We start from the raw sequence: 20936 nt of genomic DNA, 5'->3' as shown, positions 1-20936 counted from the left end.
GCCCACGGCCGGGCGGCCGTGGGCGCGCGGTGGAGGGGCGGGCTCAGGTGGCCAGGGCCTGTTCCGCCTGTTCCGGTTCCCCGCTCTCGCGGGGCTCGGTGAGGCGGACCTCCGGGACCGGCCGGTGGGCGGGGTCGCGGACCTCGCCGACGAGGAGTTCCAGGACGTCCTCCAGCGCCACCACGCCGAGGACCCTGCCGGAGGCGTCCGCGACCTGGGCCAGGTGGGTGGCCGCACGGCGCATCACCGTCAGGGCGTCGTCCAGCGGCAGCTCGGACCTGAGCGTGGCCATCGGGCGCCATATCCGCTGCGGCACGGCCCGGTCGGAGTCCTCCAGGTCGAGAACGTCCTTGACGTGCAGGTACCCCATGACGGCGCCGTTCTCCGCGGCGACCGGGAAGCGGGAGTACCCGGTGCGGGCGGTGAGCGCGACGATCTCGCCGGGGGTGACCGACGGGCTGACGGTGACCAGCGCGTCGCGGCGCAGCAGCACGTCGAGGACGGGCCGGGAGCCCAGCTCCAGCGCGTCCTCCAGGCGCTCCTGCTCCTCGGGGTCGAGGAGTCCGGCCTGCCCGGAGTCCTCCACGAGCCGGTTGAGCTGCTCGCTGGTGAAGACGGCCTCGACCTCGTCCTTGGGTTCGACGCGGAAGAGCCGCAGGATGCCCTGGGCACAGGCGCCGAGCGCGACGGTGACGGGCTTGCAGACGCGGGCGAAGGCGACCAGGCCGGGGGCGAGCCACAGCGCGGCCTTCTCCGGCGCGGCCATCGCGAGGTTCTTCGGCACCATCTCGCCGATGACGAGGTGGAAGAAGACCACGGCCGCCAGCGCGATGACGTAGCCCAGCGGGTGCACCATGCCGTCGGGCAGGTGCATCCGGGCGAAGACCGGTTCCAGCAGCCGCGCCACCGTCGGTTCGGCGACGGCGCCCAGGGTCAGCGAGCAGACGGTGATGCCGAACTGGGCGGCGGCCATCATCTGCGGCAGCCGCTCCAGGCCGTGCAGGACCTGGCGGGCGCGGGCGGTGCCGAGCGGTTCGATCTGGCTGCGGCGGACGGAGACGAGCGCGAACTCGGCGCCGACGAAGAAGCCGTTGACGAGCACGAGCAGCGCGGCGAGGACCAGTTGGAGCACGCTCATCGGGCGGCCTCCGTCAGGGCCTCGGCGGTGGGGCTCGAGGTGGCCGTGCGCACGAGGCGGACCCGTTCGGCGCGGTAGTGGCCGACCTGGCGCACGGACAGCCGCCAGCCCGGCAGTTCGGCCTTGTCGCCAGGGGCCGGGATGCGGCCCAGCAGGTCGGCGACGAGTCCGGCGACGGTCTCGTACGGGCCTTCGGGCACGTCCAGGCCGATGCGCCGGAGCAGGTCGACCCGGCAGCCGCCGTCGGCGTCCCAGGCGGGCCGGCCGTCCTCCGGCGGGGCGGGGGCGAGTTCGGGCACGTCCTTGGCGTCGTGCTCGTCGCGGACCTCGCCGACGAGTTCCTCGACGATGTCCTCCAGGGTCACGACGCCCGCCGTGCCGCCGTACTCGTCGACGACGACCGCGATGGGCTGCTCACTGCGCAGCTGCGCGAGCAGCGGCTGCACGGGCAGGGTCTCGGGGACCAGCAGCGCGGGCCGGGCGATGCGGCCGACGGGGGTGCGCAGCCGTTCGTGCGCGGGGACCGCGAGGGCGTCCTTGAGATGGGCCATGCCCACCACCTCGTCGATCTTCTCCTGGTAGACGGGGAAGCGGGACAGGCCGGTGGCCCGGGTGAGGTTGACCACGTCCTCGGCGGTCGCGGAGAACTGCAGGGCGCTGACCTTCACGCGCGGTGTCATGACGTGCTGCGCGGTCAGGTCGCCCAGGGAGAGGGTGCGGACGAACAGGTCGGCCGTGTCCTGTTCCAGGGCGCCGGCCTGGGCGGAGTGCCGGGCCAGCGAGACCAGCTCGCCCGGGGTGCGGGCGGAGGCCAGCTCGTCGGCGGGCTCGACGCCCAGCGCCCGTACCAGACGGTTGGCCACCGTGTTCAGGGCGGCGATCACCGGGCGGAACAGGCGCGAGAAGTGGTGCTGCGGGCCGGCGACGAAGCGAGCGACCTGCAGCGGCCGGGAGACCGCCCAGTTCTTGGGCACCAGCTCGCCGATCACCATCTGCAGGGCGGAGGCGAGCAGCATGCCGACCACCACGGCGACGCCGGAGACGGCGCCCTCGGGCAGGCCGGTCGCGGCGAGGGGGCCGTGCAGCAGCTCGGCCAGCGCCGGTTCGGCGAGCATGCCGACGACGAGGGAGGTGATGGTGATGCCGAGCTGGGTGCCGGAGAGCTGGAAGGACAGCTCGCCCAGCGACTCGACGACCGTACGGGCCCGTCGGTCGCCGTCGGCGGCGGCCTTCTCGGCGTCGGGGCGCTCGACGGTCACCAGGCCGAACTCGGCCGCGACGAAGAAGCCGTTGGCGAGAATCAGCACGAAAGCCGCTCCGAGGAGCAGCAGGGGGATGGTCATGATGATGCCGCCGCCTGAGTGTGCGCGCGGACCGCTTGCTCGCGGTGCGCGCTATGTCGGCAGGGGGCGGCGCAGGTACTGCAGGACGATCCGTCCATCGCCGGAGGGAGTCACTCCTCGGGTAGCAGGAACCCCTGGCACCGGTCGGGGCTCAGGGGCGGAGACGCAGCGAAACGTCTCCGCCACCAGATTAATCAAGACCGGGCCGACTGCGTCAGGGCGGAGGCCCCCGAGTCGGCCCGGAGGGTCACCCCGAGACGGATCCGGGGCCCGTCCCCCGGGCCTGCTCCGGGTCGTGGACGGCGCGGGCGTCGACGAGCGCGCGCAGGGTGCGGGCGTCGGCGATGGCGCGCTGCCTGGCGATACCGGGCTGGATGCCCAGGGTGGGCAGGCTGGTGCCGTCGCTCAGGTTGAGGAAGACCCAGGGGTCGCCGGGGCGCAGATTCACCTGGATGACCTCCGCCCACTCCAGGTGCCGCTTGGAGGTGATGTTCACCACGGTGATGCCGGAGTCGTCGGCGACCACCTTGGGCCGGGCCAGCAGCGCCAGCACGCCGAAGAGGAGGGCGCCGGTGAAGACGAAACTGATGCGCTCGCCTGGGGTGAGTTGCTCCAGGAGCACCGCCACCGCCGCGATCACGACGAAGATCGCGACCCCGGCCGTGAGCAGCACCGCGCGGGTGTGCCCGGGCCGGAAGGTGACGGGGAGGGCGGGAGGGAGGTCGGACATCGGTCGGTCGTCCTCAGAGGCGGCAGGCGTGGATGGCCGTGGTCAGGATGGCGCGGGCGCCGATGGCGTACAGGTCGTCCATGATCCGCTGGGCGTCCTTGGCGGGGACCATGGCGCGGACGGCGACCCAGCCCTCGTTGTGCAGCGGGGAGACGGTCGGGGACTCCAGGCCCGGGGTCAGCGCGACGGCCTTCTCCAGCTGCTCGACCCGGCAGTCGTAGTCCATCATCACGTACGTCCGGGCCACCAGGACGCCCTGGAGGCGGCGCAGGAACTGCTGCACCTTGGGTTCCTCGGCGTCCGCGCCGGTGCGGCGGACGACGATCGCCTCGGACTTCATGATCGGCTCGCCGAAGACCTCCAGACCCGCGTTGCGCAGGCTGGTGCCGGTCTCCACGACGTCGGCGATGACCTCGGCGACGCCCAGCTCGATCGCGGTCTCCACCGCGCCGTCGAGGTGGACGACGGAGGCGTCGACGCCGCTGTCGGCGAGGTGCTTGGCGACGATGCCCTCGTAGGAGGTGGCGACCGTCTTGCCGTTCAGGTCGCCGACGCCGTGCGCGGTGCCGGGCTTGGAGGCGAAGCGGAAGGTGGAGCGGGCGAAGCCGAGCGGGAGGATCTCCTCCGCGTTGGCTCCGGAGTCCACGAGCAGGTCGCGGCCGGTGATGCCGATGTCGAGGCGGCCGGAGGAGACGTAGATCGCGATGTCGCGGGGGCGGAGGTAGAAGAACTCGACCTCGTTGGCCGGGTCGACGATCCGCAGTTCCTTGGACTCGCGCCGCTGCTGGTAGCCGGCCTCATGCAGCATGTCCGCCGCAGGGCCGGAGAGTGAACCCTTGTTGGGGACGGCGATGCGCAGCATGAGGTCGGCTTCCTTCGCGTGAGGGGGTGTGTACGGCTCTTGGAGCGGGCGGATCACAGGTGGGCGTAGACGTCGTCCAGCGAGATGCCGCGGGCGACCATCATCACCTGAACGTGGTACAGCAGCTGCGAGATCTCCTCGGCGGCCGCCTCCTTGCCCTCGTGCTCGGCGGCCATCCAGACCTCGGCGGCCTCCTCGACGACCTTCTTGCCGATGGCATGGACACCCTTGCCGACCAGTTCGGCGGTGCGGGAGGTGGCGGGGTCGCCGTTGGCGGCCTTCTGCTGGAGCTCGGTGAACAGCTCCTCGAACGTCTTCTTGGACATGGTGCTGCTAACCCTACGCGCTCCGGGTCGCTGGTCACCGCCAGGGTTCGGATACTGAACGCAGCGTGGCCGCGGTCGCCACCGCTGCGGTGACCGCCTCGTGGCCCTTGTCCTCCCTGGAGCCCTCCAGGCCGGCCCGGTCCAGGGCCTGCTGCTCGTCGTCACAGGTCAGTACGCCGAAGCCGACGGGGACCCCGGTGTCCACGGAGACCTGGGTCAGGCCCTGGGTGACGCCCTGGCAGACGTAGTCGAAGTGGGGGGTGCCGCCGCGGATGACGACGCCGAGGGCGACGATCGCGTCGTAGCCGCGGCCGGCGAGGACCTTCGCCACCACCGGCAGTTCGAAGCTGCCGGGGACCCGGAGCAGGGTGGGCTCGTCGATCCCCAGTTCGTGCAGGGCGCGCAGGGCGCCGTCCACCAGTCCGTCCATCACCTTCTCGTGCCACTGTGCCGCGATGACGGCGACCCTGAGGTCCCCGACGTTCCGGACGGACAGATCCGGTGCACCCTTGCCGCTCACGTGTCTCCTCAGTGCTGTGTCGTTACTGGTTGCCGCAGGTGGACGCGGTGGACGCGTCCAGCCAGGGCAGGTCGTGCCCCATCCGGTCCCGCTTGGTGCGCAGGTAGCGGAGGTTGTGCTCGCCGGCCTGGACGGGCATGGGCTCCCGGCCGGTGACCTTGATGCCGTGGCGCAGGAGCGCGTCGGCCTTGTCGGGGTTGTTGGTCATCAGGCGGACGCCGCGCACTCCGAGGTCCTTGAGGATCTGCGCGCCGGCGCCGTAGTCGCGGGCGTCGGCGGGCAGGCCGAGTTCGAGGTTGGCGTCGAGGGTGTCGCGGCCCCGCTCCTGGAGTTCGTAGGCGCGCAGCTTGGACATCAGGCCGATGCCGCGCCCCTCGTGGCCGCGCAGGTAGACCACGACACCCCTGCCCTCGCGCTGGATGCGCTCCAGGGAGGCGTCCAGCTGGGGGCCGCAGTCGCAGCGCAGGGAGCCGAAGACGTCCCCGGTCAGGCATTCGGAGTGGACCCGGACGAGGACGTCGTCGCCGTCGCCGATCTCGCCGTGCACGAGGGCGACGTGTTCCACGCCGTCCACGGTGGAGCGGAAGCCGTGTGCGGTGAAGGTGCCGTGCGCGGTGGGGAGGCTGACCTCTGCCTCGCGGCGGACCGTGGGTTCGCTGCCGCGCCGGTAGGCGATCAGGTCCTCGATGGAGATGATCGTCAGGCCGTGCTTGCGGGCGAAGAGGAGCAGCTCGGGCAGGCGGAGCATGCGGCCGTCCTCGCCGGCGATCTCGACGATGGCACCGGCCGGGCGCAGGCCAGCGAGCCGGGCGAGGTCGACGGCGGCCTCGGTGTGGCCGTCGCGGACGAGGACGCCACCGGGCCTGGCGCGCAGCGGGAAGACGTGGCCGGGCCGGACGAGGTCGCCGGGTTCGGCGGTGCCGCTCGCCAGGAGCTGGAGGGTGGTGGCGCGGTCGGCGGCGGAGATGCCGGTGGTCACGCCGTGCGCGGCGGTGGCGTCGACGGAGACCGTGAACGCGGTCTTCATCGACTCGGTGTTGTCCTCGACCATCTGCGGCAGGTGCAGCCGGTCGAGTTGCTCGCCCTCCATGGGGGCGCAGATCAGCCCGCGGCACTCGCTCATCATGAAGGCGACGATCTCGGGGGTGGCCTTCTCCGCGGCTACGACGAGGTCGCCCTCGTTCTCGCGGTTCTCGTCGTCGACGACCACGACCGGGCGGCCGGCCGCGATGTCGGCGACGGCCTGCTCGATCGGGTCGAGCGCGAAGTCCTCGATGTCGTCGGTGCTGTACAGGACGGGTGCCGCAGTCATGCGGGCGCTCCTTCCGGGACGGGCCGCGCGCCCTGGCGGGAGCGCAGCCACCAGTCGCGCATGCCCCACAGGACGAGCGCGCCGTAGATGACGTAGACGAAGCCGGAGAAGGCGAAGCCGTTGGCGAAGTTGAGGGGGACACCGACGGCGTCGACGAGCAGCCAGGCGAACCAGAACTCGACCATGCCGCGTGCCTGCGCGTACATGGCGACGACGGTGCCGACGAAGATGTAGGCGTCGGGCCAGGGGTCCCAGGACAGGGACGGGTGGGCCTCGAAAAGGGCGGCGACCGCGACCGTGCCGACGGCGGCGGTGGCGAGCAGGGCCGCACGCTCGCGCCAGGTGGCGAACCGGACGGCGATGTGGCCGTCCTCCGCCGCGCCACTGCCGCGGTTCCACTGCCACCAGCCGTAGACGGCGACGACCATGACGACGATCTGCTTGCCCGCGCTGCCGGACAGGTGGGCGGTGGCGAAGGCGGCGAAGAGGATCACGCCGGACAGGAACTGGGTGGGCCAGCTCCATATGGAGCGCCGCCAGCCGAACGCCAGGCCGAGCAGACCGATGACGTTGCCGATCATGTCGGACCACTTGATGTGCTGGCCGAATACGGTGAACGCCTCGGAGTTGAGCCAGTTCACCGGCCGGCCCCCGCGATCCGGTCGCCGAGCAGCCGCTCGACGTACTTGGCGACGACGTCCACTTCCAGGTTGACCGGCTCTCCGGGCTGCTTGAGCCCGAGGGTGGTCAGCGCGAGGGTGGTCGGGATGAGGCTGACGGTGAAGTGCCCGGCGCCCGCCTCGACGACGGTGAGGCTGATGCCGTCGACGGTGATGGAGCCCTTCTCCACGACGTAGCGGGCGAGATCCGCGGGGAGCGCGATCCGCACGATCTCCCAGTGCTCCGAGGGGGTGCGCTCCAGGATCGTGCCGGTGCCGTCGACGTGGCCCTGGACGATGTGACCGCCGAGGCGGGCGCCGACGGCGGTGGGGCGTTCGAGGTTGACGCGGGAGCCGGGGGTGAGGGCACCGAGGCTGGAGCGTTCGAGGGTCTCCGCCATGACGTCGGCGGTGAACTCGTCGCCCTCGTGGTCCACGACGGTGAGACAGACGCCGTTCACGGCGATGGAGTCGCCGTGCTGCGCGCCCTCGGTGACGACGGGGCCGCGGAGGCGGAAGCGAGCGGCGTCGCCGAGGTCCTCGACGGCGGTGACCTCGCCCAGCTCTTCGACGATTCCGGTGAACACTTCCCGGGTCCTCCTGCCTCTTCGGGCACGGACTCCGGGGCTGCCGACGACGGCAGAGCACACGAACGAGCACACGGGGGCGTCGGCGCCGGAGCGGAACCCGTCGCGCGGACGGGCCCGTAGACGGCGACGCGCACAGATGTGCCCGCTCGCCGCGCACTGCCTCCCATCCGGACTTTAACCGTCGGTCCAGGAATTTCACCTGGTCAACCGGCCGCTGGAAGCGACCGGGTCGCGGACTGTAACCGCCGGTTCGGACTTTCACCGACCCCGGAGTGCGCTGCTACTGGTACAGGGCCAGTGTGCCACGTGCGGTCGGCGTCCATACGGACGATCGGTGTGGGCTCGATCACAGAGAGCGTTGCCGACCCGGTCGCGCGGGAGCGGGTGAGAGGCCCGGCGGCGGGCAAGGGCCGTCGTCACCGCCGCCGGGCCGGCCTGTGCAGGAGTCAGACCCTAAAAGGACTAGACCACTAGGGTCAACAGGTGCGCGTGCCAAGAGAGTTCCACGGATGAGGTGCGGGTGCGGTCGCCGCCGGAGCCGGAGAAGCTGGATCTCGTAGGCCCATGGGCCCCGCCCGTGCGCAGGGGCACCACGGGGGCCGTCCGGAGGCGCCGTCCGAAGGGGCTGAACGGCATGACCACGATCCTGGTGACCGGTGGGACCGGAACCCTCGGCCGGCCGGTCGTGGAGCGGCTGCGGGCGGACGGGCACGAGGTCCGGGCGCTCGGCCCGGACGCCCGGCCGCACGCCGCCGAGTTGCGCGAGGGTGGTCCGGCGCTGGACGCGGCCGTGGCCGGCGCGGACACGGTCGTGCACTGTGCGGGCGCGCCCCGCGGCGAGGAGGAGGGCGCCGCCCACCTGATCGCGGCGGCGCGCAGGGCCGGGGTGGGTCACCTGGTGCTCGTCTCCGTCGTGGGCGCGGGCCGGGTGCCGCTCGGCCCCTACCGGAGCAGGCGGGCGGTGGAGCGGCTGGTCGAGGAGTCGGGCCTGGGCTGGACCGTGCTGCGCACCACCCGGGCCCACGACGTCCTGGCGTCCTTCTTCGAACGCCTGGCCAGGCCGCCCGTCATGCTGCTCCCGGCGGGCGTACGGGAGCAGCCGGTCGAGGCCGCCGAGGTCGCCGGACGGCTGGCCGCACTGGCGGTGGGCGCGCCGGCGGGCCGGGTGCCGGACATGGGCGGCCCCGAGGTGCGCCCCGTCGAGTCCCTGGCCCGCGCCTACCTCAGGGCCACGGCCCGCCACCGGCCGCTCCTGAGCCTGCCGCTGCCGGGCCGCGCCTACCGGGGCCTTCGCGAGGGCGAGCACCTGGCGCCGCGTCAGGCCGTCGGCAGCCGCACCTTCGAGGAGTACCTCACGGCCCGCTTCGGCCCCCGCTTCGAGACGGGACGGCGGGACTGAACCGCGCGGGCGGCGCGCCGGACGCGGACCGGCGCCCGGCGCGGCCGCCGTGGTTCCGCGTTGCTCAGCGGGGCGGCGGGCCGGCCGGGCCCGGGGGCGTGAACAGGATCTCCTGGGCGCTGTCCCGCGCCGTCAGGAGCGCGCCGCGCAGCACCGCCCCGCCCCCCAGCGTGCTCGCACGCACCTGCGTGGGCAGCGGTGACATGCGGGCGACGCGGCTCGCCACGCGCGCGGCGAGCGCGTCTCCCCCGGCCCGCCCGATCTCCCCGCCCAGCACCACGCACCCGGGGTCCAGCACGGCCACCACGGAGGCGGCGCCGAGGGCCAGCCGGTCGGCGAGGACGTCCAGGAACTCGGCGGCCCGGGGCGTGTCCGCGCGCACCGCGGCCCGCACCAGGTGGGCGGCGGCCGGTTCGCGTCCCGTCGCCGCCGCGGCAAGTCCGTACGCGCCGGCCAGTTCCACCACCGCCGCCGAGCCGGCCAGCGAGTGGAAGCCGCCCGCGCAGTCCGTGGCCGAGGGCAGGCCGCCGGTGCCGGGCACGGGCAGGAAGCCGATCTCGCCCGTGCCGCCGGAGGCACCGTGCCGCAGCGCACCGTCCAGGACCACGGCGGCACCGGCGCCGTGGCCGAGCCACAGCAGGACGAAGGTGTCCCGCCCCCGGGCGACCCCGTCGCGCTGTTCGGCCAGCGCGGCGAGGTTGGTCTCGTTCTCGACGATGACGCGCGCCCACGGCAGCCGCTCCTGCAGCGCGGCCACCAGCCGGCGGTGCCACTCGGGCAACCCGGTGGTCTCGCGCAGTTCGCCCGTGGCCGGGTCGATCAGGCCGGGCGCGCCGATGCCGACGGTGTGCAGCCGCTCCGCCCCCGCCTCCTTGGCCGCCCGTTCCACGAGGGTGACCGCCTGTTCGACGGCGGGCCCGGTCCCGGTGTCCGGGCCGATCGGCACCGACGCGGCGGCCAGCTCCCGCCCGAGCAGGTCGCAGACGGTCACGGCGACGCTGTCGGTGCGCACGTCGAGGGCGGCCAGGTGGGCGCGGTCGGCGACGATGCCGTACAGCCGGGCGTTGGGGCCGCGCCGTTGCTCCCCCGACTCCCCCACCACGGTGATCAGACCGGAGACCGTCAGGCGCTCGACCAGGTCGGCGACGGTCGGCCGGGACAGTCCGGTCAGCTGCTTCAACTGCCCCGCCGTCAACGGCCCTTCCTGCTGCAGCAGGCGCAGGGCGAGCCGGTCGTTGATGGCCCGGGCGGTGCTCGGGGATGCGGGCATGCCGGGAATCCTTCCAGATCGGTGGGGCGGGGCCGCGGCTTGGGCCGCCCGTTGGTCCCCTATCTATCAGGCAGGGTCCCTGATAGTTTACCTCCGCAGGACTCGGCGGGACACGGCAGACGCCCGGGAGGGGCCCGAGAATGACAGCAGTGGTCTACCAGCAGCGCGAGGTCAGACGCGCCCGGTACGCCGTGGCGGCCGTCTTCGCCGTGCACGGCGCCGTGACGGGGTCGTTCGCCACCCGGGTGCCGTGGATCCAGGACCACGCCTCGGTCAGCGCCGGACAGCTGGGCCTCGCCCTGGCGTTCCCCGCGCTGGGCGCGTCGTTGGCGATGCCGCTGGCCGGCGGCATCAGCCACCGTTTCGGCGCCCGCGCCGCCCTGCGCGGCCTGCTGGCCCTGTGGACGCTCTCCCTGGTCCTTCCCTCCCTCGCCCCGAACCTGCTCACCCTCTGCCTGTCCCTGTTCGTCTACGGCGCCTCGGCGGGCATGTCGGACGTCGCGATGAACGCGCTCGGTGTGGAGGTGGAGAACCGGCTCGGCCGCTCGATCATGTCGGGGCTGCACGGCATGTGGAGCGCGGGCGCCCTCATCGGTTCGGCGGCCGGCACCCTCGCCGCGCACCTGGGCGCGGACGCCCGCCTGCACCACGAGCTGACGGCGGCCGTGCTGACGGTCCTCGGCTTCGTCGCCTGCGCCTGGGTCCTCGACCTCCAGCCGGCCGAGGACGAGGAGCCGCCGCCCCGGTTCGCGCTGCCGCCGAAGTCGGCGCTGCTGATCGGCGCGGTCGGGTTCTGCGCGGTGTTCGCGGAGGGCGCGAGCCTGGACTGGTCGGCGGTGTACCTGCGCCACCAGCTGGAGACCTCGGCCGGGCTCGCCGCGGCCTGCACCACCGGTTTCACCTTCACCATGGCCGTCGCCCGGATCGCGGGCGACAAGGTGGTGGACCGGTTCGGCTCGGTGCGCACGGTGCGGGCCGGCGGGGTCCTGGCCGTCGCCGGGGGCCTGCTGGTCGTGGCGGCGGGGCATCCGGCGGTGGCGATGACCGGGTTCGCCCTGATGGGTCTGGGCATCGCGGTCGTCGTCCCGCTCTGCTTCGCCGCGGCGGGCCGCAGCGGGCCGAACCCCAGCCAGGCCATCGCGGGCGTGGCGACCATCACCTACACCTCGGGCCTCATCGCCCCGGGCGCGATCGGCGGTCTCGCCCAGGCGACCAGCCTGGTGGTGTCGTTCGGCCTGGTCACCGTGCTGGCATGTGGCCTCGCGGTCTTCGCCGGGGTGCTGCGGGCGGGCGACCGGGACCGCCCCAGGGTCACGGGGCCGGGCGCAGCAGTTCCCGACCCGCGGCCCTGAACTCCCCGCTCCACGGCGCGGGCCGCAGCGTGGCGGGGTCGAGCCGGACCAGGACACGGCTGCCGCGGGCGTACGTCAGCGCGCCGTCGGGCGAGCAGAAGCGGAAGCCGTAGGTCAGTCCGGTGGTGCCGAGCCGGTCCAGCCACAGGTGGACGGCGTACTCGCCCGGCCGGGTCACCGGTGCCTCGTAGCTGATCCGCAGTTCCTTGACGGCGTTGCACGCGTCCCCGGCGGCCACCCAGTCGCCCTCGAAGCGGAATCCGTGCTCGTGCCACAGCCCGGACCAGGCGCGTTCGACCATGAGCGGGTAGCGGGCGTTGTGCAGCAGCCCGAGCGCGTCCAGGTCGTCGAAGTGGACGGCGACGGGGATCAGCCGCCCGTACGACAGGGCGGGGGCGGCGGGTGCTTCGGCGGTCACGGGGGTGCTCCTGAACGTACGGGCCGGGTACTGGATCGACCCTCATTCTAAGCGGTCGCTCAGTACACCCGGCGGGGAAGGTGCTGGTCAGCCGTTCCTCACCCGCACAATGGTCTGGACAGACTTCACGTACAGAGAAAGCGAAACCCCACCATGGACCTCGGCGTGCGCTGGAAACTGCACGGTGACGGGCGCACGCCCGCACCCGGAGCGGTGGTCCGGCCCGACGAACGGCTGTCCTGGCCCCGCACGGTCGGGCTCGGCGCCCAGCACGTCGTGGCCATGTTCGGCGCCTCCTTCGTGGCCCCCGTGCTCATGGGCCTCGACCCGAACCTCGCGATCATGATGTCGGGCGTGGCGACCGTGCTCTTCCTGCTCGCCACGCGCGGCCGGGTGCCCAGCTACCTGGGCTGTTCGCTCTCGTTCGTGGGCGTCGCGGCGGTGATCCGGGCACAGGGCGGCACGAGCGCGACCGTGACCGGCGCGGTCTTCGTCGTGGGCGTCGTGCTGTTCCTGGTCGGTCTGGCGGTGCAGCGGTTCGGGGCGCGGATCATCCACGCCGCGATGCCGCCGATCGTCACCGGCGCGGTCGTGATGCTGATCGGCTTCAACCTCGCCCCGGTCACCGCCTCCACCTACTGGCCGCAGGACCAGTGGACGGCCCTGCTGGTGATGCTGTTCACCGGTCTGGCCGTGGTCTGCCTGCGGGGTTTCTGGTCCCGGATCGCGATCTTCCTCGGGCTGGTCTTCGGCTACGGCATCTCCTGGGTCTTCGACCGCGTCTTCGGGAAGATCCACTCCGTGGACGGGTCGGGCAAGCTCACCGACCACTGGCGCCTGGACCTCTCCGGCGTCGGCAAGGCCGACTGGATCGGGCTGCCCTCCTTCCACGGCCCGGCGTTCCACTGGTCGGCGATCCTGGTCGCGTTGCCCGTCGTCATCGCGCTGGTCGCCGAGAACGCCGGACACGTGAAGGCGGTCGGCGAGATGACCGGCGACCCGCTCGACGACAAGCTGGGCACGGCGATCTCGGCGGACGGCGTGGCCTCCATGATCTCCACGGCGGTGGGCGGCCCGCCCAACACCACCTACTCCGAGAACATCGGCGTGATGGCGGCCACCCGCGTCTACTCGACCGCCGCCTACTGGGCCGCCGCGTGCTTCGCGCTGCTGTTCGGCGTCTGCCCCAAGTTCGGCGCCGTCGTCGCCGCGATCCCCGGCGGTGTCCTCGGCGGCATCACCGTCATCCTGTACGGCATGATCGGCCTGCTCGGCGCGCAGATCTGGACCAACGCCAGGGTGGACCTGCGCAACCCGCTGAACCTGGTGCCGGCCGCGGCGGGCATCATCATCGGCGTCGGCAACGTCAGCATGAAGTTCACCGACACCTTCTCCCTGAGCGGCATCGCGCTCGGCACGGTCGTCGTCATCACCGGCTACCACGCCCTGCGCGCCTTCGCCCCGGCGCACCTGAAGAAGCAGGAGCCGCTGCTGGACGAGGGAACGTCGTCGTACGACGCCTCCGGGCAGGCAGGCGGCGCCCCGGGACAGGCCGGCACCGGCGGGTCCGGGGAGGCCGGCAGCGGCGGGCCGGGACGCACCGCGTCATAGGCGAACGGCACCGCGTCCGGGCCCGGATCGCGCGCGCGTTCCCCCGTTCTGGGGAAGTGTCCGGCCGGTCGGCACCCGGACCGGTGCGGGCCTGGGACCCTGCCCCCATGGGGCAATCGGTACAACTCATCCGTCGTCCGGACACAGTGGACGCGGTCGTGGCGCGGATGCGCGACCTGGCCGCCACCCTGCCGGAGCGGGACGGCGTCGCGGTCTTCAACCGGGTCTACCTCGCGGTCACCGAGGAGGTCGGCCGGCGCCTCGCGGCGGGGCGGTTCGCCGACCGGCGGGCCACGACCACCCTGGACGTGCGGTTCGCCGAGCGGTATCTCACCGCCGTCGACCCGGCGGCCGAGGAGCGGCGCGCCCCGGCCTGCTGGCGGCCGGTCCTGCAGTCGCGCCGGCACCCGGGCGTACGGCCGCTGCAGTTCGCGCTGGCAGGCGTCAACGCGCACATCGGCCACGACCTGGCGCTCGCCGTGGTGGACACGTGCGAGGCACTGGGGTGCGAACCGGCCGGCCTGGAGGGCGACTTCGAGCGCGTGGGCGACCTCCTCGTCGCACTGGAGGAGCGGGTGCGCGAGGATCTGATGCCGGGCCCCGACCTGCTCCAGATCGCCGACCCGCTCACCCATCTGCTCGGCGCCTGGAGCCTGGAGCGGGCGCGGGACGCCGCCTGGTCGGCCGCGCGGGCGCTGTGGGCGCTGCGCCGGCTGCCCGACGTGGCCGAGGAGTTCACCCAGCGGCTGGACGCGGCGGTCGGTTTCGCCGGACGCATGATGCTCACGCCGCTGCCCGGCTGACCGGGCCGGCCCGGCCCACCGGCCCCTGCCGGGCGTCCGTTCACCAGGTGCGGCCGTCCGCCGCCGGGGCCCGGCGGCGCCGGGCCAGGACTTCCCCCCGGCCGCTTCCGGACTCCGCGCTGCTCCCCGGAACTCCCGTGTGATCGCTGTACGTTGACCCGTGGACACCGTCGATCACCACCGATCACCGGCGATCACTAAGGAGCGCACCGCCATGGCGACCCGTCTGGGACTGGGCCTTCCGCAGAACCGTCAGTACGACCTCGGCAAGGACGTGCCCGACGTGGCACGCACCGCGGAGGGCATCGGCTACGACAGCCTCTGGGTGTACGAACGGGCGCTCTTCCCGGAGCCCGCCACCCAGGGGCTCTACGGCATCGAGGGCCTGCCCTGGCCCGACTCCTACCGGCACGTGGCCGACCCGCTGGTCACGCTCACCCTGGCCGCGGCGGCCACCGAACGGGTGGGCCTGGGCACCAGTGTGCTGGTGGCCCCGCTGCACGTGCCGTTCCAGCTCGCGAGGACCCTCGCCTCGCTGGACGCGGCCAGCGGCGGCCGGGTGATCGCGGGCTTCGGCACGGGCTGGTCCCTCGACGAGTACGCCGCGTCGGGCATCCGCCCGATCAAGGAGCGCGGCCGGGTGCTGGACGAGGTGATCGACGTGTGCCGGGCGGTGTGGGGCCCCGACCCGGTGCGTCACCACGGCCCGACCACCGAGATCGACTCGGCGGTGGTGGGCCCCAAACCGGCCCGGCCGATCCCGGTCCTGCTGGCCGCGGGCACCCGCAGGGCGCGCGAACGGCTCGTGGAGCACGCGGACGGCTGGCTGCCGACCAGCGTGGGCATCGACGAGGTGGCCGCTCAGTGGCACGCGTTGCAGGACCTGGCCGCCGAGCGCGGCCGGCAGCAGCCGATCCGGACCGTGCTGCGGGCGAACGCCCGCTACTCGGCCAAGGCCCACGAGGGCGCGGACCGGCCGCCCTTCCACGGCAGTGCCGACCAGATCGTCGAGGACCTGTTCGGCTACGTCGAACTGGGCATGCAGGAGGTCCTGGTCGATCTCCAGAGCACCCTGCGCGACGCCGAGGAGCTGAAGGACGTGGCCGCCGAGGTGCACGAGAAGGCGCGGGCGGCCGGTCTGTGACAGCCCGCGCCGGTCTCAGTCCTCGGGCAGTTCGACGGGCGCGATCTCGTCGAAGACGTCACCGGGGCCCGGGTTGGTCGCGTCGGTGGTCCCGCCGAAGTGGTGCATGACGCCCCAGACCGCGTTCAGCGCGGTCTGGATCGCGCCCTCGGCCCAGCCGGCCGTCCAGGAGATGTCGTCGCCGGCGAGGAAGATGCCCCGCTTGTCCTCGGGCAGCCCCTCCTGCATGAAGTGCGTGAACAGGCGCCGCTGGTAGCGGTAGTGGCCGGGCAGGTTGGCCTTGAACGCGCCCATGAAGTAGGGCTCGTTCTCCCAGGAGACCGTCACCGGGTTGCCGATGACGTGCTTCCTGATGTCGACGTTCGGATAGATCTCCGACAGCGACTTGAGCATGACCTCCATCCGCTCGTTCGCGGACAGCGGCAGCCACTTGAGGCTGTCGTCGCACCAGGTGTACGACAGGCAGATCACGGCGGGCTTGTCCGGGCCGTCGTCGAGGAGGTAGGTGCCGCGGGTCATGCGGTCGGTGAGGGTCATCGACATGACGTCCCGGCCCGTCGGATTTCCCCTGTCGTCGACGGCCTTGTCCAGCCAGAACGGCCGGTCGACCGGGACGAAGAGCTTGCTGGACTCCATGTAGTGGGTGCGCTCGATGGCCGTCCAGTGGTCGATCGGGAACAGCTCGTCGTCGCACTGGATCTTGGACAGCAGCATCCAGGACTGGGCGGTGAAGATCGCCGCCTGGTAGGTGCGGATGTCGCCGTCCGCGTCCGTCACGGTGATGCGGTTGCCCGCGGTGCGGTGCAGCCGGGTCACGGCCGGGCGCGGCTCGCCGCCGGCGTGCAGGGACTTCAGCGAGGTGCCGTACGGCCAGTGGACGATCTTCTCCGGCTCCCGCTCCCACAGTCGGAGCGGCAGCTGCTGCGAGCCGCCGACGATGCCGCGGTGGTGGTCGTCGGCCTCGGTGTAGACGACGCGCAGGATCTCCAGGATGGAGTTGGGGAAGTCGGTGTCCCAGCCGCCGGTGCCGAAGCCGACCTGGCCGAAGATCTCCCGGTGCCGGAAGGACCTGAAGGCCTCGGAGTCGCACAGGAAGCCGTAGAAGGTCTGGTTGTCGAGCTTCTCGACGAGCTTCGACCAGATCTCGCGGATGCGCGGCACGTCGCGCTCGCGCAGAGCACGGTTCATGCCGGAGAAGTCGGCCCCCTCCTCCAGGCACTTGTTCCACGCCTCGGCGACGTCCCGGTAGACCTGCGGCAGGTCGTCGATCGTCTCGGCGTAGTGCGACTCGCCCTTGAGGTCGACGACGGTCGACGGGGTGGCCTCCGCGAGGGGGTTCGGGAAGGGCCGGGTCTCCAGTCCCACCAGGTCGATGTAGTGCTGGAGTGCCGTGGAGGACGGCGGGAAGCGCATCGCACCCATCTCGGCGGTGAGGGCGGGGTCGCAGCCCTCGAAACCTACGGTGCGCAGCCGGCCGCCGATCCGGTCCGCCTCGTAGACGACGGGCCTGAGGCCCATCTTCATCAGCTCGTAGGCGGCCACGATGCCGGACAGGCCGCCGCCGATGACCGCGACCTCGGTGCCGTGCCCGGTCGCGGGTATCTGGCCGAGCCCCGCCGGGTGGGCGAGGAAGTCGTCGTACGCGTACGGGAAGTCCGGGCCGAACATGGTGATCGGCGGCTGCTGCTCGTCTGCGTGCTCGACGGCGTTGGGCACGGTGGACGTCATGGGGTACGGACTCCTTGCACGGGAAAGCTTCGGGGGGTTCGGGGTTCGGGGTGCGGGGATGTGCCTCGGCCGGCCTCAGCCGAGCAACCCGTAGAGACCGGGGCGGCGGTCGAGCAGGTACGGGTTGGCCTCGCGGGAGCGGGCGAGGAAGGCCGGGTCGACGTCCGCGAGGAGGAGTTCCTCGTCGCGGCCCGCGCGGGTGCGGGCGACCCCGTCGGGGCCGGCCAGGGCCGAGAGGCCGACGAACTCGAACTCGCCCTCCGGGCCGACCCGGTTGACGTAGGCGACGTACATCTGGTTCTCGAAGGCGCGCACCGGCACGACCGACTCGGCGACGAACTGGTACGGGTGCATCTGCGCGGTCGGCACGAGGAGGAGGTCGGTGCCGGCGAGGGCGTGGGCGCGGACGTTCTCCGGGAACTCGACGTCGTAGCAGATCATCATGCCGACGGTCAGACCGTCCAGCTCGGCCTGGACGACGGGCTGCTCACCCGGCGTGAAGTGGTCGCGCTCGAAGCAGCCGAAGAGGTGGGTCTTGCGGTAGTTCGCCAGTCGGGTGCCGTCGGCCGATATCAGCTGCGCGGAGTTGAACACGGCCCCGCCGTCCCGCTCCGGGTAGCCGTAGCCGACCGCGAGGCCGTGCCGGCCGGCGAGGTCGGCGACGGCGTCCGCGAAGTCGCCGTCGGCGGGCTCGGCCAGGCGGCCGATGCCGTCGCCGATCGCGTACCCGGTCAGGAACAGCTCCGGCGTCACCAGCAGCCGTGCCCCGGCCGCGGCGGCGCGCTCCGCCGCGGCGTCGAGGACCTTGAGGTTGTCCGCGACGGAGCCGGGGCGGCCGGAGCTCTGGAGCAGGGCGGTGCGCATGCGGGATCCTTGCCGGTCAACGGGGGTTCGGGGTCGGTTAGACGGTACGGGCGCAGGGTTGCGCGGAACAAGCGGGAGCCGTTGCGCACGTGTGGACGATCCGTTGCGTCCAAAAGCGGCTGAACGGCGATTCGTTGCACCTCGGAGTGATGCCGTGCTCGCAGCGCGTGCCTGGTCCTCCTCCCCCCCCGTGCGGCGGGGACGGGTGCCGCCCGCATCTGGCGGCGAAGGACGGCATGGACCCCGCGAAGGCGTACGGCACGTTCTCGTTCAGCCACTGTCTGCACGGCAGGGACGGCTGGGCCGGGGGCAGGGTCGACTGCCTGACGACGGGCGGGAGGACGGCCGTCATGACGGGTGTGGTGACGGACTCGGACACCCTGTTCCAGGGGCACCGGGTCGGCATCACGGTCACCGACGACGGCGCGTACGACCGGCTCGGCCACACCTGGAAGAGCCACACGGGGGAGAGCCCGGACACCGAGACGCTCACCGTGCCCCGGTGCCTGGGCGGGGCACCGTTCGAGTTCGTCAAAAAGGGCAGCAGCGACTTCCGGGTGCTGCCCTGGCACCCGGTGTATCCCGCGAAGCAGCCGCCGGGGTCAGGTGGGCGAGCCGGAGGAGAAGCGGCGCAGGAGGGGTGACAGGACCAGGACCGACTTGGTCCGCTCCACGAACGGCTCGCCCGCGATGCGTTCCAGGACCCGCTCGAAGTGCCGCATGTCGGCGGCGAAGACCTGGGCGATCGCGTCCGCGTCACCGGTGACGGTGGACGCGGCCACGACCTCCTGGTAGCGCTCCAGGCCGCGCTGGATGGTCTCCGGCGAGGTGTTGCTCCGGCAGTAGATCTCCACGTAGCCCTCGGTCTGCCAGCCGAGCGCCGCGGGGTCGACGCGGACGGTGAAGCCGGTGATGGCGCCGGTGGCGCGCAACCGGTCCACGCGCCGTTTGACGGCGGGCGCGGAAAGGCCGATCAGCTGCCCGATGTCCGCGTAGGAGCGGCGGGCGTCCTCGGCGAGGGCGTGCACGATGTGTTCGTCGAGATCGTTCAGCACGGGGTGTGGGTCACTTCTTCGGGCTCGGACCGGATCTGAGGGGCTAGTGGGCTGCCGTCGCGGGGCTCTCCGGAGCCGCCAGACGGGAACGGCGGTAGCCGTACACGAAGTAGAACACGAGCCCGACGGCCATCCAGATTCCGAAGACCACCCAGGTGACGGTGGACAGACTGCCCATCATCCACACGCACAGCACGAAGCCGATCGCGGGCAGCACCGGGGACAGCGGCACCCGGAAGGTGCGGTGCATGCTCGGACGGGTCCGGCGCAGCATCACGACGGCCACGTTGACCAGGGCGAAGGCGAAGAGGGTGCCGATGCTGGTGGCGTCCGCGAGCTGTCCCAGCGGGATGGCGGCGGCCAGCACCCCGCAGAAGAGGGACACGATGACCGTGTTCACCCGGGGGGCGCCCGACTTCGGGTGGACGCGGGAGAACGCCTTGGGCACCAGGCCGTCGCGGGACATCGCGAACAGGATGCGGGTCTGGCCGTAGAGCACGGTCAGTACGACGCTGGCGATGGCGATGACGGCGCAGAAGGCCAGCAGGGTCCCCCAGAAGCTCTGGCCGGTGACCTCGCGCATGATCTGGGCGAGCGCCGCCTCCGAGTCGTTGAACTGCCGCCAGGGCTTGGCGCCCACGGCGACGGCGGCGACCAGGACGTACAGCGCGGTGACGATCACCAGGGAGAGCATGATCGCGCGGGGCAGGTCGCGCTGTGCGTTCTTGGCCTCCTCACCGGCCGTGGAGGCGGCGTCGAAGCCGATGTACGAGAAGAAGAGCGTCGCGCCGGCCGCGCTCACGCCGCCCATGCCGAGCGGCATGAAGTGGGAGTAGTTGCCGGAGCGGAAGCCCTGGACGCCGATCGCGCAGAACAGCACCAGGGCGGCGATCTTCACACAGACCATGATCGTGTTGGCGCGCGCGGACTCCTTGGCACCGCCGAGCAGGAAGGTCATCGCCAGCAGGACGACGATCAGCGCGGGCAGGTTGAAGACGCCGCCGTCACCGGGCGGGGCCGACAGCGCCGCCGGTATGGTCACGCCGATCGTGCCCTTGAGCAGCTCGTTGAGGTACTCGCCCCAGCCGACGGCGACGGCGGCCACCGACACGCCGTACTCCAGGATGAGGCACCAGCCGCAGACCCAGGCGATCAGCTCGCCCATCGTTGCGTATGCGTACGAGTACGAGGAGCCGGAGACCGGGATGGTGCCGGCCAGCTCCGCGTAGGACAGGGCGGAGAAGAGGGCCGTCAGACCGGCGATCACGAAGGAGATCGTGACGGCCGGGCCGGCCTTGGGGACGGCCTCGCCGAGGACCACGAAGATGCCGGTGCCCAGGGTGGCACCGATGCTGATCATGGTGAGCTGCCAGAGTCCCAGGGACCGCCTGAGGCTGCCTCCCTCTCCCTGACCACCCTCGGCGACCAGGCGTTCCACCGGCTTGCGACGCATCAGGCGCGCACCGACGGACGAGGGGACGGTGAGGGTGCGGTTCGGCGGTGCGCCTTGGTCGAGCACGCGCGGCTCCTTGTCGCTGCGATTTCTTCGAGCGGCGGGGACCGGTGGCACCACGTCCCGTGGGGACCCACCGAGCGGGGTCCCTGCCACGCCACGTACAGCGCAGACCCTACGAGGCTGCGCTTCACAAGCGTAATGCAGCAACCTTGCGTCTACCTGCAAGATCGTTGCGTTCCGGGGGCCCTCGCGGGTGTTCGTTGCGCGGGCGCTTTGGACCGTTGCGCGCGGGACGGGCGGGAGTGTCCCGGTGTGCCACGGGACGCCGACGGCCCCCGGCGTCCCGTGAGCGGGAC

General features: G+C 72.4%; 21 protein-coding genes and 1 riboswitch. Of the genes, 6 read left to right on the top strand and 15 right to left on the bottom strand.

Going from position 1 to position 20936, the window contains the following annotated elements; translation table 11 throughout:
• Positions 1–43 precede the first annotated feature (43 nt).
• From ACFC02_RS35445 to ACFC02_RS35405, 9 genes are all read right to left on the bottom strand, one after another.
• Positions 44–1138 carry a hemolysin family protein gene (locus ACFC02_RS35445; RefSeq protein ID WP_376366163.1) on the bottom strand — a complete coding sequence of 365 codons (1095 nt, stop codon included), beginning with the start codon at positions 1136–1138 and terminating at the stop codon, positions 44–46.
• A complete protein-coding gene (locus ACFC02_RS35440; protein ID WP_376366161.1) occupies positions 1135–2481 on the bottom strand; it encodes a hemolysin family protein in 1347 nt (448 codons plus the stop codon). Before ACFC02_RS35440 ends, ACFC02_RS35445 begins: the two co-directional genes overlap by 4 nt.
• Before the next feature lie 247 nt (positions 2482–2728).
• On the bottom strand, positions 2729–3211 hold the full coding sequence (locus ACFC02_RS35435; protein WP_376366159.1) for a PH domain-containing protein: 483 nt from the start codon (positions 3209–3211) through the stop codon (positions 2729–2731).
• 13 nt (positions 3212–3224) lie between these two features.
• Positions 3225–4073 carry an ATP phosphoribosyltransferase gene (gene hisG, locus ACFC02_RS35430; protein ID WP_376366157.1) on the bottom strand — a complete coding sequence of 283 codons (849 nt, stop codon included), beginning with the start codon at positions 4071–4073 and terminating at the stop codon, positions 3225–3227.
• A gap of 53 nt (positions 4074–4126) precedes the next feature.
• Entirely contained in the window at positions 4127–4399 is a 273-nt protein-coding gene (locus tag ACFC02_RS35425; protein ID WP_086730082.1) for a phosphoribosyl-ATP diphosphatase, read from the bottom strand.
• A gap of 34 nt (positions 4400–4433) precedes the next feature.
• A complete protein-coding gene (ribH, locus tag ACFC02_RS35420) occupies positions 4434–4919 on the bottom strand; it encodes a 6,7-dimethyl-8-ribityllumazine synthase (protein WP_360978174.1) in 486 nt (161 codons plus the stop codon).
• 22 nt (positions 4920–4941) lie between these two features.
• The gene (locus tag ACFC02_RS35415) at positions 4942–6231 is read right to left on the bottom strand and encodes a bifunctional 3,4-dihydroxy-2-butanone-4-phosphate synthase/GTP cyclohydrolase II (RefSeq protein ID WP_376366154.1); all 1290 of its coding nucleotides are present in this window, start codon (positions 6229–6231) and stop codon (positions 4942–4944) included.
• Complete coding sequence (locus tag ACFC02_RS35410; protein WP_376366152.1) at positions 6228–6872, bottom strand: nicotinamide riboside transporter PnuC; 645 nt, start codon at positions 6870–6872, stop codon at positions 6228–6230. The genes ACFC02_RS35415 and ACFC02_RS35410 overlap by 4 nt, the downstream gene beginning before the upstream one ends.
• Positions 6869–7477, bottom strand: a complete 609-nt coding sequence (locus ACFC02_RS35405) for a riboflavin synthase (protein ID WP_360978165.1) — start codon at positions 7475–7477, stop codon at positions 6869–6871. The genes ACFC02_RS35410 and ACFC02_RS35405 overlap by 4 nt, the downstream gene beginning before the upstream one ends.
• A 152-nt stretch (positions 7478–7629) precedes the next feature.
• Positions 7630–7760: riboswitch (FMN riboswitch) on the bottom strand.
• Between the two features lie 354 nt (positions 7761–8114).
• On the opposite strand from ACFC02_RS35405, the gene ACFC02_RS35400 reads away from it, so the two are divergent.
• Entirely contained in the window at positions 8115–8879 is a 765-nt protein-coding gene (locus ACFC02_RS35400) for an SDR family oxidoreductase (RefSeq protein ID WP_376366150.1), read from the top strand.
• Positions 8880–8943: 64 nt separating this feature from the next.
• Here the strand turns inward: ACFC02_RS35400 and ACFC02_RS35395 are convergent, their stop codons facing one another.
• Complete coding sequence (locus ACFC02_RS35395) at positions 8944–10149, bottom strand: ROK family transcriptional regulator (RefSeq protein WP_376366148.1); 1206 nt, start codon at positions 10147–10149, stop codon at positions 8944–8946.
• A gap of 140 nt (positions 10150–10289) precedes the next feature.
• Between ACFC02_RS35395 and ACFC02_RS35390 the strand changes: the two genes are divergently transcribed.
• Positions 10290–11501: an MFS transporter gene (locus ACFC02_RS35390; protein ID WP_360978156.1), complete on the top strand. Its 1212-nt coding sequence runs from the start codon at positions 10290–10292 to the stop codon at positions 11499–11501.
• On the opposite strand, the gene ACFC02_RS35385 is transcribed toward ACFC02_RS35390, so the two are convergent.
• On the bottom strand, positions 11461–11919 hold the full coding sequence (locus ACFC02_RS35385; RefSeq protein WP_376366145.1) for an acyl-CoA thioesterase: 459 nt from the start codon (positions 11917–11919) through the stop codon (positions 11461–11463). The two genes, ACFC02_RS35390 and ACFC02_RS35385, sit on opposite strands and share 41 nt — an antisense overlap.
• Positions 11920–12072: 153 nt before the next feature.
• On the opposite strand from ACFC02_RS35385, the gene ACFC02_RS35380 reads away from it, so the two are divergent.
• The 3 genes from ACFC02_RS35380 to ACFC02_RS35370 all read left to right on the top strand — a co-directional run bounded on the left by ACFC02_RS35380 (position 12073) and on the right by ACFC02_RS35370 (position 15477).
• Entirely contained in the window at positions 12073–13530 is a 1458-nt protein-coding gene (locus ACFC02_RS35380) for a uracil-xanthine permease family protein (protein ID WP_376366143.1), read from the top strand.
• Between the two features lie 107 nt (positions 13531–13637).
• Positions 13638–14333, top strand: coding sequence for a DUF5995 family protein (locus tag ACFC02_RS35375; RefSeq protein WP_376366141.1), 696 nt, complete (start codon positions 13638–13640; stop codon positions 14331–14333).
• 214 nt (positions 14334–14547) lie between these two features.
• The gene (locus tag ACFC02_RS35370; protein WP_376366139.1) at positions 14548–15477 is read left to right on the top strand and encodes an LLM class F420-dependent oxidoreductase; all 930 of its coding nucleotides are present in this window, start codon (positions 14548–14550) and stop codon (positions 15475–15477) included.
• 15 nt (positions 15478–15492) lie between these two features.
• On the opposite strand, the gene ACFC02_RS35365 is transcribed toward ACFC02_RS35370, so the two are convergent.
• On the bottom strand, positions 15493–17205 hold the full coding sequence (locus ACFC02_RS35365; RefSeq protein WP_376366137.1) for a flavin monoamine oxidase family protein: 1713 nt from the start codon (positions 17203–17205) through the stop codon (positions 15493–15495).
• 75 nt (positions 17206–17280) lie between these two features.
• Entirely contained in the window at positions 17281–18069 is a 789-nt protein-coding gene (locus ACFC02_RS35360; RefSeq protein ID WP_376366135.1) for a carbon-nitrogen hydrolase family protein, read from the bottom strand.
• A gap of 236 nt (positions 18070–18305) precedes the next feature.
• Between ACFC02_RS35360 and ACFC02_RS35355 the strand changes: the two genes are divergently transcribed.
• Complete coding sequence (locus tag ACFC02_RS35355) at positions 18306–18713, top strand: hypothetical protein (RefSeq protein WP_376366133.1); 408 nt, start codon at positions 18306–18308, stop codon at positions 18711–18713.
• Here the strand turns inward: ACFC02_RS35355 and ACFC02_RS35350 are convergent.
• Together ACFC02_RS35350 and ACFC02_RS35345 are read right to left on the bottom strand one after the other, a co-directional pair.
• Positions 18672–19124, bottom strand: coding sequence for an Lrp/AsnC family transcriptional regulator (locus ACFC02_RS35350; RefSeq protein ID WP_360978133.1), 453 nt, complete (start codon positions 19122–19124; stop codon positions 18672–18674). The two genes, ACFC02_RS35355 and ACFC02_RS35350, sit on opposite strands and share 42 nt — an antisense overlap.
• A gap of 43 nt (positions 19125–19167) precedes the next feature.
• Positions 19168–20643 carry an amino acid permease gene (locus tag ACFC02_RS35345; protein WP_376366131.1) on the bottom strand — a complete coding sequence of 492 codons (1476 nt, stop codon included), beginning with the start codon at positions 20641–20643 and terminating at the stop codon, positions 19168–19170.
• Positions 20644–20936 lie beyond the last annotated feature (293 nt).

The organism is Streptomyces sp. NPDC056160, assembly GCF_042268205.1.
Classification (GTDB): Bacteria; Actinomycetota; Actinomycetes; order Streptomycetales; family Streptomycetaceae; genus Streptomyces.
The sequence above is the reverse complement of the archived record's forward strand: the minus strand, read 5'-3'. Positions and strand labels throughout refer to the sequence as shown.

Coding starts and splice junctions, on each gene's coding strand:
- ACFC02_RS35365 (WP_376366137.1), bottom strand. CDS start 17,205: ATGACGTCCACCGTGCCCAACGCCGTCGAGCACGCAGACGAGCAGCAG.
- ACFC02_RS35400 (WP_376366150.1), top strand. CDS start 8,115: ATGACCACGATCCTGGTGACCGGTGGGACCGGAACCCTCGGCCGGCCG.
- ACFC02_RS35355 (WP_376366133.1), top strand. CDS start 18,306: ATGGACCCCGCGAAGGCGTACGGCACGTTCTCGTTCAGCCACTGTCTG.
- ACFC02_RS35425 (WP_086730082.1), bottom strand. CDS start 4,399: ATGTCCAAGAAGACGTTCGAGGAGCTGTTCACCGAGCTCCAGCAGAAG.
- ACFC02_RS35390 (WP_360978156.1), top strand. CDS start 10,290: ATGACAGCAGTGGTCTACCAGCAGCGCGAGGTCAGACGCGCCCGGTAC.
- ACFC02_RS35445 (WP_376366163.1), bottom strand. CDS start 1,138: ATGAGCGTGCTCCAACTGGTCCTCGCCGCGCTGCTCGTGCTCGTCAAC.
- ACFC02_RS35395 (WP_376366148.1), bottom strand. CDS start 10,149: ATGCCCGCATCCCCGAGCACCGCCCGGGCCATCAACGACCGGCTCGCC.
- ACFC02_RS35375 (WP_376366141.1), top strand. CDS start 13,638: ATGGGGCAATCGGTACAACTCATCCGTCGTCCGGACACAGTGGACGCG.
- ACFC02_RS35360 (WP_376366135.1), bottom strand. CDS start 18,069: ATGCGCACCGCCCTGCTCCAGAGCTCCGGCCGCCCCGGCTCCGTCGCG.
- ACFC02_RS35415 (WP_376366154.1), bottom strand. CDS start 6,231: ATGACTGCGGCACCCGTCCTGTACAGCACCGACGACATCGAGGACTTC.
- ACFC02_RS35380 (WP_376366143.1), top strand. CDS start 12,073: ATGGACCTCGGCGTGCGCTGGAAACTGCACGGTGACGGGCGCACGCCC.
- ACFC02_RS35435 (WP_376366159.1), bottom strand. CDS start 3,211: ATGTCCGACCTCCCTCCCGCCCTCCCCGTCACCTTCCGGCCCGGGCAC.
- hisG (WP_376366157.1), bottom strand. CDS start 4,073: ATGCTGCGCATCGCCGTCCCCAACAAGGGTTCACTCTCCGGCCCTGCG.
- ACFC02_RS35440 (WP_376366161.1), bottom strand. CDS start 2,481: ATGACCATCCCCCTGCTGCTCCTCGGAGCGGCTTTCGTGCTGATTCTC.
- ACFC02_RS35370 (WP_376366139.1), top strand. CDS start 14,548: ATGGCGACCCGTCTGGGACTGGGCCTTCCGCAGAACCGTCAGTACGAC.